We start from the raw sequence: 16,977 nt of genomic DNA, 5'->3' as shown, positions 1-16,977 counted from the left end.
CCGCAGCCCGGCCGCGAGCTGCCCGCGAGGAGTGGTCAGACGGCGGGCCTGGCGATACTGATCTGGCTCGCCATCGCGGGATAGTAGCCCTCCAGGTATCCCTCGGCCGTCGGGTGGAAGTTGAAGGGTTCGAGCTGGGGGTCCGTGAAGCTGAGGTTGAACCAGGAGTCTGCCGACCCGATCTCGTGGCCGCTGAAGTTCGGCGTCACGTCGACGTACTGGGTCCTGACGCCCTCGGTGCGGCCCGCCTCCCCGACAAGGCCGGCGAGTTCGGCGTTGAGCGCGTCGGTGCCCTGGTTGAAGACCGACGCCGCCGCAGGAGACATGACCCCACCGCCATTGCCGCGAACAGATGGGGGTAGCCGACCCACGCGACCACTGCATGCTTCGCCGCAGCATGGATCGCCGCGACGGTTCCCGCGACGTCGATCTGCTGTGCCTTGAGGAGTGCGGCAGCGGCAGCCTGCTGGCAGTCCCCGAGGGTGCCGCGGGCACAGACCCCGATGATCGTGCCGAAGTCGATGTCGTTGCCGCCGGCGCTGACCGTGACGAGGTTGGTGGTGGTGGTGAGCTTCCGCGCCGCGCTGGCGGCGGCGATCTCCTCCCCAATCGTCGGCCGGCCCGTGGTGTTCGTCCCCACCGTGGCTCCTGTGCACGCGAAGTCGCCGGCCAGGGAGACGTTCTTGAGCTCGGAGAGCAGGGTGACCTCGTCCGGGCGGCCGCCGACGAGGCAGTTGCCCCATCCGACGTCGGGGTTCACGGAGGCCGCGGGGGCATCCGCGCCCCAGCCCGCCGCATAGGAGTCGCCCAGATTGACGTAGCTGACGTGAGGGGTCGAGGAGGCAGCGGGGACGGAAGGCGGAGGCGCGGCCGTCGCGGGGGCGGCAGACACAGCGCCGGCGCCCGCCACGAGGAGCGCTGCGCCGGCGGCGAGGGTACGGCGGGGAAGCTTCAGTGAAAGGGGCATCTGGGCTCCGATGGTCCGGGGGCATGACCGCCGCGGAGTCGCGGCCCAACGCTCCGGGCCGTGCGCCCCCCGACAGCTGCGCTCCAAGCGGTCGATGTGGCCCCGGGGGACCACCTGATGGCCGCCATCCTAGAAGCGGTGCTGCTGTGGCAGAAGGGACCAAGGGCGCTGATGGTGCGGCCCTCGTGCCGCCCCGCGCTTCCGTGTATTCTGGTCCCATTACCGAACGGCCGGTCAGTAATTTCTGCCAGCCGTGCAGGCCCCCATCGGAAGGAACTGTCGACGATGACCACTGCCACCGAGACCACCGCCCCAGACTCCACTCGCGTCGCCGTCGTCCCCAGCTACATTCGCGACGGCTGGTGGACTCCGGACGAGGCCAGCAAGGCCGCCGAGGTGCGCGACGCCAGCACGGGCGAGTTGCTCGCCGTCGTGAGCGCGGACGGACTCGACCTCGGCGCGATGGTCGAGCACGGCCGTACCGTGGGCCAGGCCGAGCTCGGCCGGCTCACCATCCACGAGCGCGCGCTCAAGCTCAAGGAGCTCGCCCAGTTCCTCAACGGCCACCGCGACGAGCTCTACGAGCTCTCCTACAAGACCGGCGCCACGAAGATCGACTCGATGGTGGACGTCGACGGCGGCATCGGCGTCCTCTTCACGTTCGGCTCGAAGGGCCGGCGCGAGCTGCCCAACAGCAACGTGATCGTGGACGGCCCCATGGAGGTGCTCTCGAAGGACGGCTCGTTCGCCGGTGAGCACATCTACACCCGCATCCCGGGCGTGGCCGTGCAGATCAACGCGTTCAACTTCCCCGTGTGGGGCATGCTCGAGAAGTTCGCGCCCGCGTTCGTGGCCGGCGTGCCCACGATCGTCAAGCCCGCCACCCCGACCGGGTACGTGACCGAGGCGATGGTCCGCCTCATGGTCGACTCCGGGATCCTCCCGGCGGGCTCGATCCAGCTCATCTCCGGCTCGGCCCGCACGCTCCTGGACGAGCTCGACTACCGCGACATGGTCTCCTTCACCGGCTCCGCGGCCACGGCGAACCTGCTGAAGTCCCACCCGAACGTGGTCCACGGCGGCGTCCGCTTCACCTCCGAGACGGACTCGCTCAATGCCGCGATCCTCGGTCCCGACGCCGTCCCGGGCACCCCGGAGTTCGACGCCTTCGTCAAGTCCGTGGTCACCGAGATGACCGTCAAGGCCGGCCAGAAGTGCACCGCGGTGCGCCGCAGCATCGTCCCGGCCGAGCTCGTGGACGACGTCGTCGCCGCCATCGGCGCGCGGGTGACGGAGCGCGTCGTGGTCGGCGATCCGCGCGCCGAGGGGGTCACGATGGGCGCCCTCGCCTCGGTGGAACAGCTCAAGGACGTCCGCGGAGCGGTCGAGTCCCTCGTGGCCGCCGGCGGCAAGATCGCGTTCGGCTCCCTCGAGGCGCCCGAGGTCGTCACCGCGAGCGGCGAGAAGGCCGTCGTGGCCGACGGAGCGTTCATGTCCCCGGTGGTCCTGACCTGGGAGGACGTCCAGGCGCCGGCCCTGCATGGCACCGAGGCGTTCGGCCCGGTCTCCTCGGTGGTCGGCTACTCCTCGCTCGAGGAGGCGATCCGGCTCGCCGCGCTGGGCTCCGGCTCGCTCGTCGCCTCGGTCTGCACCAACGACCCGGAGACGGCCCGCACGCTCGTGACCGGGATCGCCGCGCACCACGGCCGCGTGCTCATGCTCAACCGCGAGGACGCCAGGACCTCGACCGGCCACGGCTCCCCGGTCCCGCACCTCGTCCACGGCGGCCCGGGCCGCGCCGGCGGCGGCGAGGAGCTCGGCGGCATCCGCTCGGTCAAGCACCACATGCAGCGCACCGCGATCCAGGGCTCGCCCAACATGCTCACTGCCGTCACGGGCGTGTGGCACACCGGCGCCGACCGCAACCTCGCCGACCCGGCGGACCCCTCGACGCACCCGTTCCGCAAGTCGCTGGCCGAGCTGCGCCTGGGCGACGCCATGCGGTCCGAGCTGCGGCAGATCACCCTCGAGGACATCGCGAAGTTCGCGGCCGAGACGGGCGACACGTTCTACGCCCACATGGATGACGAGGCCGCCCGCGCGGCCGGCGTCTTCCCCGGCATCGTGGCGCACGGCTACCTCCTCGTGAGCTGGGCCGCGGGGCTGTTCGTCTCGCCCGAGCCTGGGCCCGTGCTGCTGAACTACGGCCTGGACAACCTGCGCTTCCTCCAGCCGGTCCCGGCCGGCGACTCGATCCGGGTGACCCTCACGGCCAAGCAGATCACCCCGCGCGTCACGGACGAGTACGGCGAGGTCCGCTGGGACGCCGTCCTGACCAACCAGGACAACGAGCTGATCGCGAACTACGACGTGCTCACCCTGGTCGAGAAGGAGTGGCCGAGGAAGGCCTGATCCGTCGCGGAGGGCGGGGTGCGCACCCCGCCCTCCGGGCTTAAACTGGGCGCGTCAGTTCCCCTCGTGGAGGTGTGCCATGACGCTGGCGACACGACCGGCAACCACTATCCTGACCGTGGCCGACGAGGCTCGCGCGAAGGACTTCTACGAGGGAGCGCTGGGGCTCCCTGTCCGCGGCAAGGACCCGACCGGGATGATGATCCTCGGTCTGGACGGATCCGCATCGCTGGGCCTGATGGTGGACGCCAACGCCGTCCACACGGGCCACACCGCCCTGACGTTCGAGGTCGACGACCTCGAGGGCTCCATGGCGGAACTCGAGGGGCACGGCGTGCACTTCGAGGACTACGACCTCCCCAACCTCACAACGGACGAGCACCACATCTACTCCGTGGCCGGCGAGCGCGCCTGCTGGTTCGCGGATCCGGATGGGAACATCCTCTGCCTGCACGAGGGCGGGACGGTCGAGTACAACATGTAGCGCGCTGCTGCAGCGCACGACGGCGGTGGGCCGGGTTCCGTACCCGGCCCACCGTTGCGTCCGGGGCGGGGCGCGGTACCGTGTGCACTGAGGATGGGCGTCCCCGATGGAGGAAGCGTGTGCCGGCTGTTCGGACTGCATGCGGGCCGCAGCCCGGTCGCGGCGACCTTCTGGCTCCTGGACGCCCCGGACAGCCTCAAGGTCCAGAGCCTGCGCGAGCCGGACGGCACCGGGATCGGCACGTTCACCAGCCACGGCCGGCCCAGGGTGGACAAGCAGCCGATCGCCGCCTGGGAGGACCGGGCGTTCGCCCGGGAGGCCCGGCGGCTCGAGAGCACCACGTTCCTCGCCCACGTGCGCTACGCGAGCCTCGGAGCCCACACCTACGTGAATACGCATCCGTTCGAGCAGGACGGCAGGCTCTTCGCGCACAACGGCGCCTTCGCCGACGTCGCCGCCCTCGACCGCAGGCTTGAGGACGTGGGCACCCGGGCGCTCGTGCAGGGGCAGACGGACAGCGAACGCCTGTTCGCCCTCATCACGGCCGAGACCCGCGGCGCGGCCGGGGACGTTGGCGCCGGCATCGCGGCCGCCGTGACGTGGCTGGCGGAGAACGTGCCCGTCCTGAGCCTCAACTGCATCATCACCACGGCCACGGACCTCTGGGCTGTGCGCTACCCGGACACCCACGAGCTGCACGTCCTCGAGGACCGCACCCGGGCCCCGGGCCGCGCCCGCCGGCTCCATGCCCGCAGCGCCCGCATCTCCGCCCGCGCCGAGGACCTCGGCGACCACGTGCTCGTGGCCACCGAGCCGATGACGGACGATCCCCGCTGGCGCATGATCGACCCCGGCACGCTCCTGCACGTCGGCAGCGACCTCGCCGTCTCCTGCAGCTTCCCGTTCCCGGACCAGCCCACGAGGAGGCTCTCGGTGGACGATCTCAGCCCCGCCGCAGCCGCGTCGCAGCGCGAGGGGAGGCCCCGATGAGCGAGACGGGTTCCGCCCCCGAGACGGGGACCGCCCCCGAAGGCGGCGGCCTGCTCGCCCTGCGCCGCCACCTCGCCCCCGCGACGGGCGCCGTCCCGGACACCGACGGATGGTGGTCCGGCCCGCGCTGGTGGTGGGCCGGGGCGCTGGACGTCGAAGGCCTCGCGCTCGGGTCGCTCGGCGCGCTCATCGCGGCCCTCGACGCGTTGGCCGCTGCCGACGCCGAGGCCGGAGGCGCCGCCGCGAGCGGACGGCGCGTGACGACGTCGTCCGCGCTCGCCGCGGCCTCCTTCGACTCGATCCGGCACCTGCGCGTGGACGGCACGCCGCCGGACATCTGGGCGCCGATGTCCGGGTTCCGCCGCGCCCGCGACGGGTGGGTGCGGCTGCACGCGAACTATCCGCACCATGCCCGGCGGCTGCTGGAGGCGCTCGGGCTCGAGGATCCCGAGCAGCTCGACGGCGCCGTGCTCGAGCGCACGGCGCACGAGGTCGAGGAGGCGGTGCGGGGCGCCGGGGGAGTGGCCGCGGCGGTGCGGACGCGGCAGGAATGGCAGGAATCCCCGCCGGGGCGTGCTGCGGCAGTCGAGCCCTGGATCCGGTGGTCGCTCGAGGACGCCGCCGGCCGCCGTCCGCCCGCGGCGGAGCCGGGCGGCCTGCCGCTCGCGGGCGTCCGGGTCCTCGACCTCACCCGCGTCATCGCGGGCCCGAGCGCCACCCGGCTCCTCGGCGCGCTCGGCGCCGACGTGCTGCGCATCGACCCGCCGCAGCACCCCGAGCTGCTCGACGCCCACCTCGACACGGGCTTCGCCAAGCGCAGCGCGGTCGTCGACCTGCGCGATCCCTTCCAGCTCGGCCGCATCCGTGACCTCGCCGCCGCGGCGGACGTGGTCTTCCTCGGCTACCGGCAGGGCGCCCTCGCGCGGTTCGGACTCGACGCCGCGGCCCTCCGGGAGTCATTCGCGCACCTGGCCGTGGTGACCCTCAACGCGTGGGGCTGGGATAGCCCCTGGGCCGACGCGCGCGGCTTCGACAGCATCGTCCAGGCCGCGTGCGGGGTCGCGCACCTGTGCGGCGGCCCGGGCAGCCGGCCGGACGACGGCGCGTGGCGGCCGGGCGCGCTGCCGGTCCAGGCGCTCGACCACGCGACCGGGATGGGCATGGCCGCCGCTGCCGTGGCCCTGCTCGCGGCGCGCGGCCGGGGGATCGCCGGCACCGCGCGCCTGAGCCTGGCCGCGACGGCGGAGGAGCTGCTCCGGGCCGACCGGCCGGCCGCGCCCGCACAGGCCGTGGGCCTCCCGGTGGAGACGCGGCAGGCCCACAGCGCCTACGGTGTGCTGGAGTTCGTTCCGCCGCCACTGGTCCTGGGCGGCACCCAGCTCGAGTACCCGAACGGCCCCCTGCCCTATGGGGGATCCGCGCTCGGCTGGGCCCAGGGGGCCGGGGGCGTCGGGGCCGTGTCCAGCTAGACCGGGTTGATCTCGGCGAGGCTGCGCCGGGTGGTGAGCGGCCCGAACACGGCGACCGCCGTGGCGATGATCAGGAGCGCGACGGCGACGACGCCGAACATCGCGAGCGCGCCGAAGCTGTCGAGCACCGGGAGCAGGACGAAGGGGAGGGCACCGCTCGAGAGCCTGGAGAGGGAGTAGGTCCACCCCACAGCGGTAGCGCGGAGGGCGGTGGGGAAGATCTCCGCCTGGTAGATGTGGAAGACGTTCGAGAAGACGTTGCTGATCATGGTGGTCAGGAAGCCGAAGGCCACGATGAGGACGTCGTTGCCGGACACGGCGAACCCGACGCCGCTCACCCCGAGCGCGAGGATCGAGGCGATGAGCAGGTACTTGCGCTCGAACTTCGCCACGAGCGGGGTGGAGATGAGCGAGCCGATCGGGTACCCGAGGAACGAGAGCGCGGTGAAGAGCAGCGAACTCGTGACGCTGTGCCCGCTCGCCACCAGGACGAGGGCGGCGAGGGTCCCGAAGCCGTAGTAGCCGAAGGTCTGGAACAGGTGGAAGATCACGAGCATGGTCAGGCGGTTCCGGTAGGGGGCCTTCATGAGGCGGGTGAGGCTCCGGCGCTCGTCCTGGTCGGTGCCGCGGCGGGAGCCGGCCTCAGCCTGGGGCGGAGCAGCCTTCTCGAGCTCGCTGATGCTGGTGCCGGCCCCGCGGGCGAACACCTCGAGGGCCTGGGCAGCCTCCTGGGTGCGGCCCACGCTGTTGAGCCACCGCGGGGACTCGGGCAGGGACCGGCGCAGGAAGAGCACGACGACGGCGCCGATGCCGCCGAGGCCGAGCAGCCAGCGCCAGCCGGAGATCCCGGCCAGGGGAGCCGTGTTGAGCCACAGGGCGAGGAAGCCGACCACGGGGACGGCGACGAAGGAGCTCGTGTACGCCCAGGTCGCCATCCGGCCGCGCTTGTCCTTGGGCAGGACGTCGGAGAGGTAGGCGTCCGCGACCGGGTACTCCGCGCCCACGCCGATGCCCGCCATGAAGCGCGCGAACACGAGGAAGACTGCATTCGGGGAGAAGGCCCCGATGAGGGACCAGACGGAGTACCAGACGAGGTTGAACAGGAAGGCGCGCCGGCGCCCCAGGCGGTCGGCGAGGCGGCCGAGGAAGGCAGCGCCGAGGAACATGCCGAGGAACGCCGAGGCCAGCAGCAGCTTGAGCTCGACCCCCGAGAGCCGGAAGTCCTTGCCGAGGGCCACGCTCATCGACCCGGAGAGGAACACCTCGTACATGTCGAAGAAGAGCCCGAGGCCGACGGCCACGACGACCTTCCAGTGGACCCGGCCGATGGGCAGGCGGTCCAGGTGGTCGCTGATCCTGCTGCTCGTCATCGCGCTCGTCGAAGGCAGTGAAGCCATGGTTCTCTCCTTGGGAAGGCCGTCGGGGCGGGCCGTCGGGGCGATGTCCTCGGGCCTACTAAGTGGTTCGCAAACCACTATGTGATTCGCAACACCCCTGAATATAGCCCACGTCACATCTGATGGGTAGGGTCGGCGCGTCCGCCGAATCGCTGCTCCGTCCGCGGCGGCCTAGACTCGCGCTTCAGGAGCCGCATCGACCCACGGGAGGGGCCGCAGTGAACGCGCAGAGGCCAGCAGCGAGTGCATCGGGCCCGGAGGGCTGGGACGACGAGGAGCTGGCCGCCCCGGTGGCGCGCCGGGACGGCGCCCGCGAACTCTCCAGCGGGGTCAAGCCTCTGCTCGTCCTGGGGAAGATCCGGGGCATCCTGGACTCCTTCACCCTCTCGCGCCCGGCGCTGACCCTCTCGGAAATCCGGGCCGCCACCGGGTACCCGACCTCGACCGTCCAGCGGCTCGTGGCGAACCTCGTCGCGGAGGAGTTCCTGGACCGCGAGGGCGACCGGGTGCGCATCGGGGTGAAGTTCGCCTACTGGGCCGCGCCCGCGACGCGGGGACTCGACGAGCTCGAGATCATCAAGCCCGTCCTCGAGGGGCTCAGGGACCTCACGGGGGAGACGGTCACGCTGTTCCGGCTCGAGGAGAACGTGCGAGTCTGCGTGGCCATGGCCGAGACCCGGCACGCCCTGCGCCGCGAGATGCACGTGGGCAAGCTCCTGCCCCTGCATGCCGGCTCGGCCGGACGCGTCCTGCTGGCCTGGAATCCCGACGCCGAGGCGGCCGTGCTCTCCTCGACCCTCGAGCGGCTCACCGAGCACACGATCACCGACCCGGACCGGCTGCGCTCCGATGTCGACCAGACCCGGCGGGACGGCTACGCGATCACCTCCGACGAGCGTGATGAGGGTGCCACCGGCCTGGCTGCCCCCGTCTTCACGTCGATGGGCGACCTCGCTGGGGCCTTGAGTGTGAGCGGCCCCTCGCTGAGGGTCACGGCCGAGAAGTGCCAGGCCTGGATCGAGCCCCTCGTGGCGGCGGCCGAGCAGGCCACGCGCCTCATCGGCGGCCGCCTTCCCCGATAGCCTCGGGCGCGCCGGCTCTTGCCCACTTTGTGGGCAAGAGCCCATAATGTAGGTGAAAGGCATCGACCCTCATCGATGACGGAAGCCTGCCCAGAGGGAGCATCATGCACGAAGACCACCAGATCGCCCCGCTGGCCGGGGTCCGGGTCCTCGAGCTCGGCAACTACATCGCTGCGCCGACGGCGGGGCGGCTGCTGGCCGACTTCGGTGCCGAGGTCATCAAGGTCGAGCGGCCCCGGACGGGGGACGAGCTGCGCAGCTGGCGGCTCCATGCCGGGACGACGTCCATGCTGTACCGCACGATCAACCGGAACAAGAAGTCGGTCGTGCTGGACCTGAAGACCGAGGAGGGCCGCCGGCTCGTGCTCGAGCTGGCCAAGCACTGCGACGTGCTGCTGGAGAACTTCCGGCCCGGGACGCTGGAGAAGTGGGGGATCGGCCCGGAGGCGCTCAACGCGGCCAACCCGGACCTGGTCATCACGCGCATCTCGGCGTTCGGGCAGACGGGCCCGCTGTCGCCGCGGCCCGGGTTCGCCGCGGTCGCCGAGGCGGTCGGGGGCTTCCGGGAGCTGGTCGGGGACCCCGACCGGCCGCCGGTGCGGGTGGGCGTCTCGATCGGGGACTCGATCGCCGGCCTGTACGCGGCCTTCGGCTCGGTGATGGCCCTGTTCCAGCGCGAGGTGCGCCGGGGCGCGGCCCAGCCCGGTGTGCCGCTGGGGGAACGGGTGATCGATGTGGCCCTGAACGAGGCGATGCTGTCGATGATGGAGTCCCTCGTGCCGGACTACGAGGCCTTCGGCGTCCGGCGCGAGCGCACCGGCGGCCGGATGGACGGGATCGCGCCCTCGAACGCGTACGTGTGCCAGGACGGGGCGAGCATCGTCGTCGCGGGCAACGGCGATTCGATCTTCCAGCGCTACATGCGGGTGATCGGCCGGCCGGACCTCGCCGAGGACCCGGCGCTGGCCAGCAATGAGGTCCGCTGGGCCCGCCGCGAGGAGCTGGACGCCGCGATCGGGGACTGGGCCGCGCAGCACCCCCAGGCGGAGGCCCTGGCCATCCTCGAGGAGGCCGGGGTCCCGAGCGGGCCGATCTACACCGCCGCGGACATCTGCCGCGACGAGCAGTACAAGGCGCGGAACATGGTCCAGCGCCTGCCCGTCTCCACCGGCGAGGACGTGATCGAGAACGTCGGCTTCCCCGGCATCGTCCCCGTCATCGGCGGGACCTCGCTGCCCATCCGCAGCCTCGGCCCCGACCTCGGCCAACACACCCGCGAAGTCCTCACCGACATCCTCGGCATGACCCCCGAGCAGATCCAGGCCGTCGCGGCCGGGGAAGGAGCCCTCCTGTGACCAGCCCCCACACCCGAACCACATTGCGTGACGTGACGCTGCGGGACGGCCTGCAGCTGACCGGGAAGCTGCTCCCGACCGAGTTCAAGGTCCGCCTCGCGCGGGACCTGCTCCGCCTCGGGGTGCCCGAGCTCGAGATCGGCTCGATGGCCCGGCCGGACCTCGTGCCGCCCATGGCCAATACCCTCGAGGTCATCGCCGGCCTCACGGCCGAGGAACTCGAGAGGTGCTGGATCTGGGCCGCCACTCCGCGGCACGTCGAGAAGGCCCTGGCCGCGGGCGCCCGCAACATCCAGTACTGCTTCTCCGCCTCGGACGCGCACAACGAGGCGAACATCGGACGGACCACCGAGCAGAGCCTGGCCACGATGCCGGACGCGATTGCCCGCACCCTGGACGCTGGGGGACGCATCCAGCTGTGCATCGCCACCTCCTTCACCTGCCCCTTCGAGGGGCCGGTGGCCCCCGAGCGGGTGCTCCGCATCGCCGAGGACGCCCGCACGGCCGGCGCCGAGGACATCGTGGTCTGCGACACCCTCGGCCAGGCCTTCCCCGGCGAGGTCGCGGATCTGGTCTCGCGGGTGGCTGCCGAGACCCCCCAGCGGCGGATCGTCTTCCACGGGCACGACACCTGGGGACAGGGCGTGGCGAACTCCCTCGCCGCGGCTGCGGCGGGAGCCGCGGTCGTCGACGGGGCGCTCGGCGGCCTCGGCGGCTGCCCGTTCGCCCCCGGCGCCAGCGGGAACACTTCGAGCGAGGACCTCCTCTTCGCCACCCGCCCGGGCTGGCTGGACCCCGAGGCCTTCGCGGGCGTCGTCGGACTCTCGGAGACGCTCCTGGGCGAGCTCGGCGAGCCGAACCGTTCCAAGGCAGCCCAGGGCGCCCGGTCCAAGGCCAAGGCCTTCGAGTGGGTCATCCCGGGCGACGGGGTACCCTCGTGCCGGGAGGCCCTGTGACCCGGTCCAGGATCCTCGTCACCACCCCGATCCCCGAACCCGGCCCCTCCCTCCTGGACGGCGCCGCCGAGGTGACCGTGCTCGAGGAGCCGCCGACCTATGAGGACCTCGCGGCGCGGTGCGCGAGCGGGGAGTTCGACGTGGTCCTGACGCAGCTGCGGGACCGCATCGATGCACCGCTGCTGGCACGGGCGAAGGTCAAGGGGATCTCCAACTTCGCGGTCGGCTACAACAACATCGACATCGCGGCCGCGACCGGGCGCGGAATCATGGTCGGCAACACGCCCGGGGTCCTGACGGACGCCACCGCGGACATCGCCATGCTGCTGATCCTGGGCACCGGGCGCCGGGTCATCGAGGCGGACCGGATGGTGCGCGAGGGGCGGTTCCACGGGTGGGAGCCCGAGCTCATGCTCGGCGCCGACGTCTCCGGACGCACGCTAGGACTCGCCGGATTCGGCCGCATAGCCCGGGCCACGGCGCGGCGCGCGCTCGCCTTCGGCATGGAGGTGCTGTTCGCCCCCCGGCCGCCCGCCGACCGTCCGGTGGACGAGAGCGAGCTGGGCGAGTTCGCCGGTAGGGTCCGCAAGGTCTCCTGGGACGGGCTCGTCGCCGAGAGCGACTACCTCTCCCTCCACGTCCCCCTCACCGAGGGCACCCGCCACCTCGTGGACGCGGACGTCCTGGGGCGCATGAAGCCCTCGGCGATCCTCATCAACACGGCCCGCGGGCCCGTGGTCGACGAGGCCGCGCTCGTGCGGGCCCTGCGCAGCGGGACGATCGCCGGCGCCGGCCTGGACGTCTTCGAGGACGAGCCCCGGCTCGCGCCCGGACTCGCGGACCTGCCCAACACCGTCCTGCTGCCGCACATCGGAAGCGCCACGGTCTCCGTCCGTGCTGAGATGTCCCGGCTCAGCGCCCTGAACGCCATCGCGATGGCCGAGGGCCGGACCCCGGACCACCCCGTCAACCCCGAGGCGTGGTCCTGACCCTCCCGCGCCCGCTGCCCAGGACCGCTACGCGCGCGTGGTCCGTACCCTCCGCAGCCAGCCGTCCACCCACCACGCGAGCTCGACCAGCACGATTCCGGCGCCCGCGCAGGCCAGCGCCGTCCACGTGTGCCCGGCATTGCCCGGGTCGAGCTCGAACAGCTCTCGGGTGAGCGGCATGGCGAACATCGCGTAGGAGGCGGCCATCATGGCTGCCACGAGCAGCACCTTCCACCACGCGTAGGGCCGGGCGACGATCGCCAGCACCCAGAGCGCGATCGCGATGAGCGTGATGAGCGCGGAGGTGCTGGCCTGCACCTGGGTGGTCCCGCCGTCGGCCACCGCGGGGCGGACCAGCAGGTAGGACGTGAACGAGGCCGCCGCGATGACCATCCCGGCCGGGATCGCCATCCGCAGGACCCTCCCGACGAAGCCGGGGCGCGCGCGGTCGTGGTTCGGCGCGAGCGAGAGGACGAACGCCGGCAGGCCGATCGTGAACCAGCCGGTGATGGTGACGTGGCGGGGCAGGAACGGGTACGGCAGCGCCTCGAAGCCGATCAGCCCGGGCACGCCGACCAGGAGCGCGAGGAGCACCGAGTACACCGTCTTGGTCAGGAACAGGTTCGCGACCCGCTCGATGTTCCCGATCACGCGCCGCCCCTCGCCGACCACGTGCGGGAGTGTCGCGAACCGGTTGTCGAGCAGCACGATCTGCGCGACGGCCCGTGCCGCCGGGCTGCCGGCGCCCATCGCGACCCCGATGTCCGCGTCCTTGAGCGCGAGGACGTCGTTGACGCCGTCGCCCGTCATGGCCACGGTGTGCCCGCGGTCCTGCAGGGCCCGGACCATGGCGCGCTTCTGCGCCGGGCCCACCCGGCCGAACACGGTCCGCTCCTCGACTGCATCCGCGAGGGCCTCGCCGTCCTCGGGCAGCGTCCGCGCGTCCACCGGCGCCTCCGCGCCCGGCAGCGAGAGCTGGCCCGCGACCGCCCCGACCGAGGCCGCGTTGTCGCCGGAGATGACTTTGACCGTGACGTGCTGCGCCCCGAAGTAGTCGAGCGTGGGGCGCACGTCCTCGCGCACCTTCTGCTCGAGCACCACGAGCGCCTCGGGCTCGACCCCGCGCACGACGCCGCCCGGCCGGGTTCCGCCTGCGGCGTCGCCTCCCGGCTGGGGGGACGCCTCGGGGAGCCGCGCCGCGCGGGCCAGCAGGAGCACCCGCAGCCCCCGCGCCCCGATCTCCTCGGCCTCGGCCCGCGCGGGCGAGCCGGCCGGGAGCAGCACGTCCGGAGCCCCGAGCAGCCACGCCCCGTGGCCCTCGAACGCGACGCCGCCGTACTTGCGCGCCGAGGAGAACGGCAGGGTCTGGGCCGTCGCCCAGCCGGGGGAGTCCGGGAAGGCGTCCCGGATGGCCTGCATGCTCGCGTTCGGGCGCTGGTCCGCGGCGGCGAGGGCCGCGAGGGCGAGCCGATGCTCGGGGAGGTGCGGGCCGGCGTCGTGCCTCGGTGCCGCACCACCCGGCGCGAGGCCGCGCACCTCGGCGAGCTCCATCGCGTTCTCCGTCAGGGTGCCGGTCTTGTCCGCACAGACCACGTCCACGCGGGCCAGCCCCTCGATCGCCGGCAGCTCGTTGACGAGGCAGTTCCGCCGCCCGAGCCGCACCACTCCCACGGCGAACGCGATCGTGGTCATGAGGATGAGACCCTCGGGGACCATGGGCACGAGGGCCGCGACCATGCCGCGGAGGGCGTCCGGCAGCGCCTGCCGGCCCGTGAGCTGGTTGTAGACCGAGAGGAGGCCCGCCGGCACGAGCAGCCACGTGATGACCTTGAGGATTGTATTGATGCCGCTGCGCAGCTCGGAGTCGACCAGGGTGAACTTGCTCGCCTCGGCCTCAAGCTGGGCGGCGTACGCCTCACGGCCCACCTTGGTGGCCCGGTACAGCCCCGTGCCGGCGGAGACGTAGGAGCCGGAGAGGACAGGGCTGCCCGGCGTTTTCGGGATCGGGTCGGCCTCGCCGGTGAGCAGGGACTCGTCGAGCTCGAGGCCCTGCGCCCAGAGCACCTCGCCGTCCACGACGGCCTGGTCGCCGGGCCCGAGCTCGATCACGTCGTCGAGCACAATGCCGTGCGGCGGCAGCTGCACGGTGGTGCCGTCCCGGCGCACGTGGGGGTGCGCCTGTCCCACGATCGCGAGCCGGTCCAGGGTGCGCTTGGCGCGCAGCTCCTGGACGATGCCCACGATCGAGTTGGCCACGATGAGGCCGGCGAACAGCCCGTCCAGCAGGTGGCCGGTGGCGAAGATGATCGCCGCGAGCACCGCGAAGATCGCGTTGATGCGGGTGAAGACGTTCGCGCGGACGATCTCCCACGTGCTGCGGCCCGGGCGCGTCGGGACATCGTTCGTGGCGCCGGACGCGACCCGCTCGGCGACCTCCTCGGCGGTCAGCCCGCCGGTCGCAGCGGGGGCGCGTTCCCCAGGTGGCCCGACAGTGGTCCCCTCACCCATGGTCCAACACTAGTCGGCCCGTGCGGGCCTCCAGCATTCGATCCACAGCGGGCCCGCCGCTGTCTCGGCCCGCCCCACGGGGTCCAGCCGGCCGTCCTGGCCGATGGCGTAGGAGGTGACGTGGCCGGACCTCTCCCCGCACGCCAGGAGCCAGCTGCCCGAGGGGTCGATCCCGATCCCGCGCGGCTGCGCCTCGGTCTCGGTCCGCCGCAGGAAGGACAGGCGGCCGTCGTGGGCCACGGAGAACGCGGCGATCGTGCTCGTGGAGCGCTCCGTGACGTACACGAACCGCTCGTCCGGCGTCAGGCGGAGGTCTGCGCACCACACCACGCCGGGGCCCGGGTCAGGGGTCCGGGGCGAGCGGATCGGCCCGGGCTCCAGGTCCAGGCCCTCCACGGCCGAGGTCCGCTGCATCAGCTCGAGGGCGCCCGTCCCGGCGTCGCGCGCGTACACGTCCACGGTCCCGGTGCGCTCGTGGCTCACGTACACGCGCCGGCCGTCCGCGCTGTGGCGCAGGAAGCGGGGCCCCGAGCCCGGGGCGGCGTCCACGTGGCCGGCAGGCCGGACCACCCCGCCGCCGGCGGTCCCGGAGTCGATCGGGAACCACGAGATGCGGTCCGCCCCGAGGGATGCCGCGTAGACGAAGCGGCCGTCCGGGCTCGGGACAGCCGAATGGGTGTTGGGCCCCGAGCGGTACTCGGTGACCGGGCCGGCGGAACCGTCCGGGCCCGGGACCGCGTAGGCCGCCATGAGCCCCTCGTGGTACGACGCGCTGAAGAGCACCTCGCGGTCGGGGCGCAGCGACAGGAAGCACGTCGTGGCAGGGACCTCGCGCACGCCGGCGGGCGAGGCCGCGCCGCTCGCGGGGTCGAGCGCGAGGGCCACCGTGCGCCGCGGCTCCCCGTTCACGCCGGCGTACAGCGTGCCGGCGGGGTCGAGGGTGAGCGCGGTGACCTTCGGCAGGCCCTCGGCGCGCGAGACGAGCTCGAGCCGGCCGGAGACCGCGTCGAGGGAGAGCGTGTCGACGGCGCCGCCGCCGGCGCAGGCGATGTAGACGAAGGTGGAGGCCATGGCGTGTGCTCCTCAGCGTGACGATGTGGCCTGCGGGTCATCAATCCACCCCGCGGCGCGGAACATACGGTGCCGCTCCGCCTCAGGACAGCCGGGGGCGAACACATGCAGGTTCACCTGCGGCACCTCCGCGGGGTCGGCGCGGATCCCGGCGGCGACCTCGTGGAACTGCGCCGGCCACGCGGCGTCGTACGCCACCACGCGGATCGGGACGGCGGGCGGCGGCGGCCCGACCCACGGATCCTCGCCGTCCACCGGCTCGTGGTGACGCATGACGGCGGCCCTGCGCGCCGCCTCCTCGGGGCTGGGGGAGTCCATGCGCCCACGGTAGCAAGGGCGGCATGGCGGGGATCACAGCCGCCCCTTGTATAGCGCTGCTATATCGACTACCGTAGCGGCCATGCGCAAAGGGGCGGTCGAGGTGGCCGGAGATGCCGCAGCGGAGAAGCTGCAGCAGCGCGCCGCCGCACCCTCGCCCCGGGAGCGCATCCTCCAGGCAGCCATGGAACTCGTGGCGGCCTCCGACGGGAACACCGTCTCCACCCGCCAGATCACCGAGAGGGCGGGGGTCACCGCGCCCACCCTGTACCACCACTTCGGGGACAAGGACGGCCTCATGGAGGCAGTCGTCGCGCGCGGCTTCGAGGAGTTCATCCGGAGCGAGGGCAGCATCGAGCGCACGGACGCGCCCATCGAGGACGTCAAGCGGCTCTGGGACGTGCACGTGCAGTTCGGCGTCACCCATGCCCAGCTGTACCTGCTCATGTTCGGCAACGCCGGGCCGAGCCGCCGCCCAGGGGTGGTCGTGGAGGCCGAACGCCTCCTCGAAGCCGAGCTCACGAGGCTCGCCGTCGCCGGGCAGCTCGCCGTCCGTCCCGTGGAGGCCGCGCGCGCCGTCCTCGCCTCCAATATCGGTGTGACCCTCATGCTCATCGCGGACACCACCGCGGGCAGCGGGGACACGTCGTCGGACGGACCCGGCCGGCCGGTGTCTGCCTCCGCCCTCTCGGTCCAGACCCGGGACGCCGTGCTGCGCTCGGTGCTCACGGACCCCACCCTCGTAGACATCCCCCGCGCGGGAGCGCCGGCCGGCCAGGACGGGCAGCCCAGCTACGTGGCTGCCGCCATCGCCCTCAACGCCACGCTCCAGTCCTCGCACCCGGACCAGCTGTCCGGCACCGAGATGAAGCTCTTCCTCGAATGGCTTCACCGGCTCTCGAGCGCGCCCGACGCGCCGCCCGGACGCCGCACTGACCGGACGAGCTGACCCCGATCCCAGCAGCCGCGTGCTGCGTCC

At 72.6% G+C, this 16,977-nt stretch carries 15 protein-coding genes; 9 read left to right on the top strand and 6 right to left on the bottom strand.

Translation table 11 applies throughout. The features are described from left to right. Nucleotides 1-35: 35 nt before the first annotated feature. Together SA2016_RS21530 and SA2016_RS21010 are read right to left on the bottom strand one after the other, a co-directional pair. Nucleotides 36-209 carry a hypothetical protein gene (locus SA2016_RS21530; RefSeq protein ID WP_157089139.1) on the bottom strand — a complete coding sequence of 58 codons (174 nt, stop codon included), beginning with the start codon at nucleotides 207-209 and terminating at the stop codon, nucleotides 36-38. Further along, nucleotides 206-967 carry a GDSL-type esterase/lipase family protein gene (locus SA2016_RS21010; protein WP_157089138.1) on the bottom strand — a complete coding sequence of 254 codons (762 nt, stop codon included), beginning with the start codon at nucleotides 965-967 and terminating at the stop codon, nucleotides 206-208. Before SA2016_RS21010 ends, SA2016_RS21530 begins: the two co-directional genes overlap by 4 nt. A 285-nt stretch (nucleotides 968-1,252) precedes the next feature. Between SA2016_RS21010 and paaZ the strand changes: the two genes are divergently transcribed. The 4 genes from paaZ to SA2016_RS15935 all read left to right on the top strand — a co-directional run bounded on the left by paaZ (nucleotide 1,253) and on the right by SA2016_RS15935 (nucleotide 6,322). Next, nucleotides 1,253-3,379 (top strand): phenylacetic acid degradation bifunctional protein PaaZ, encoded by a 2,127-nt coding sequence (gene paaZ, locus SA2016_RS15950; protein ID WP_066499946.1) that lies wholly within the window; start codon nucleotides 1,253-1,255, stop codon nucleotides 3,377-3,379. 79 nt (nucleotides 3,380-3,458) lie between these two features. Beyond that, nucleotides 3,459-3,863, top strand: coding sequence for a VOC family protein (locus tag SA2016_RS15945; RefSeq protein ID WP_066499944.1), 405 nt, complete (start codon nucleotides 3,459-3,461; stop codon nucleotides 3,861-3,863). A gap of 117 nt (nucleotides 3,864-3,980) precedes the next feature. Continuing rightward, nucleotides 3,981-4,853, top strand: a complete 873-nt coding sequence (locus SA2016_RS15940; protein WP_066499941.1) for a class II glutamine amidotransferase — start codon at nucleotides 3,981-3,983, stop codon at nucleotides 4,851-4,853. Beyond that, nucleotides 4,850-6,322: a CoA transferase gene (locus tag SA2016_RS15935; protein WP_066499939.1), complete on the top strand. Its 1,473-nt coding sequence runs from the start codon at nucleotides 4,850-4,852 to the stop codon at nucleotides 6,320-6,322. The genes SA2016_RS15940 and SA2016_RS15935 overlap by 4 nt, the downstream gene beginning before the upstream one ends. Here the strand turns inward: SA2016_RS15935 and SA2016_RS15930 are convergent. Beyond that, complete coding sequence (locus tag SA2016_RS15930; RefSeq protein WP_084249588.1) at nucleotides 6,319-7,719, bottom strand: MFS transporter; 1,401 nt, start codon at nucleotides 7,717-7,719, stop codon at nucleotides 6,319-6,321. The genes SA2016_RS15935 and SA2016_RS15930 overlap by 4 nt on opposite strands. A 218-nt stretch (nucleotides 7,720-7,937) precedes the next feature. Between SA2016_RS15930 and SA2016_RS15925 the strand changes: the two genes are divergently transcribed. The 4 genes from SA2016_RS15925 to SA2016_RS15910 all read left to right on the top strand — a co-directional run bounded on the left by SA2016_RS15925 (nucleotide 7,938) and on the right by SA2016_RS15910 (nucleotide 12,101). Then, nucleotides 7,938-8,801: an IclR family transcriptional regulator gene (locus tag SA2016_RS15925; RefSeq protein ID WP_229710742.1), complete on the top strand. Its 864-nt coding sequence runs from the start codon at nucleotides 7,938-7,940 to the stop codon at nucleotides 8,799-8,801. Nucleotides 8,802-8,905: 104 nt separating this feature from the next. Then, nucleotides 8,906-10,156 carry a CaiB/BaiF CoA transferase family protein gene (locus SA2016_RS15920; protein ID WP_066499938.1) on the top strand — a complete coding sequence of 417 codons (1,251 nt, stop codon included), beginning with the start codon at nucleotides 8,906-8,908 and terminating at the stop codon, nucleotides 10,154-10,156. Further along, the gene (locus tag SA2016_RS15915; RefSeq protein WP_066499937.1) at nucleotides 10,153-11,112 is read left to right on the top strand and encodes a hydroxymethylglutaryl-CoA lyase-like TIM-barrel protein; all 960 of its coding nucleotides are present in this window, start codon (nucleotides 10,153-10,155) and stop codon (nucleotides 11,110-11,112) included. Before SA2016_RS15920 ends, SA2016_RS15915 begins: the two co-directional genes overlap by 4 nt. Next, the gene (locus SA2016_RS15910; protein ID WP_066499936.1) at nucleotides 11,109-12,101 is read left to right on the top strand and encodes a 2-hydroxyacid dehydrogenase; all 993 of its coding nucleotides are present in this window, start codon (nucleotides 11,109-11,111) and stop codon (nucleotides 12,099-12,101) included. Before SA2016_RS15915 ends, SA2016_RS15910 begins: the two co-directional genes overlap by 4 nt. A gap of 27 nt (nucleotides 12,102-12,128) precedes the next feature. On the opposite strand, the gene SA2016_RS15905 is transcribed toward SA2016_RS15910, so the two are convergent. The 3 genes from SA2016_RS15905 to SA2016_RS15895 are packed head-to-tail and all read right to left on the bottom strand — an operon-like array spanning nucleotide 12,129 to nucleotide 15,998. Beyond that, nucleotides 12,129-14,609 (bottom strand): HAD-IC family P-type ATPase, encoded by a 2,481-nt coding sequence (locus SA2016_RS15905; protein WP_066499935.1) that lies wholly within the window; start codon nucleotides 14,607-14,609, stop codon nucleotides 12,129-12,131. Nucleotides 14,610-14,618: 9 nt separating this feature from the next. Then, nucleotides 14,619-15,680 (bottom strand): lactonase family protein, encoded by a 1,062-nt coding sequence (locus SA2016_RS15900; protein ID WP_066499932.1) that lies wholly within the window; start codon nucleotides 15,678-15,680, stop codon nucleotides 14,619-14,621. 12 nt (nucleotides 15,681-15,692) lie between these two features. Beyond that, a complete protein-coding gene (locus tag SA2016_RS15895; protein WP_066499930.1) occupies nucleotides 15,693-15,998 on the bottom strand; it encodes a GrpB family protein in 306 nt (101 codons plus the stop codon). 82 nt (nucleotides 15,999-16,080) lie between these two features. On the opposite strand from SA2016_RS15895, the gene SA2016_RS15890 reads away from it, so the two are divergent. Continuing rightward, nucleotides 16,081-16,947, top strand: coding sequence for a TetR/AcrR family transcriptional regulator (locus tag SA2016_RS15890; protein ID WP_084249586.1), 867 nt, complete (start codon nucleotides 16,081-16,083; stop codon nucleotides 16,945-16,947). Nucleotides 16,948-16,977: the final 30 nt, after the last annotated feature.

Origin of the sequence: Sinomonas atrocyanea, from assembly GCF_001577305.1 — a bacterium.
In the GTDB taxonomy this organism is placed as follows: domain Bacteria; phylum Actinomycetota; class Actinomycetes; order Actinomycetales; family Micrococcaceae; genus Sinomonas; species Sinomonas atrocyanea.
Note: the sequence above shows the minus strand (reverse complement) of the source record. Positions and strands in the feature narration are given on the sequence as shown.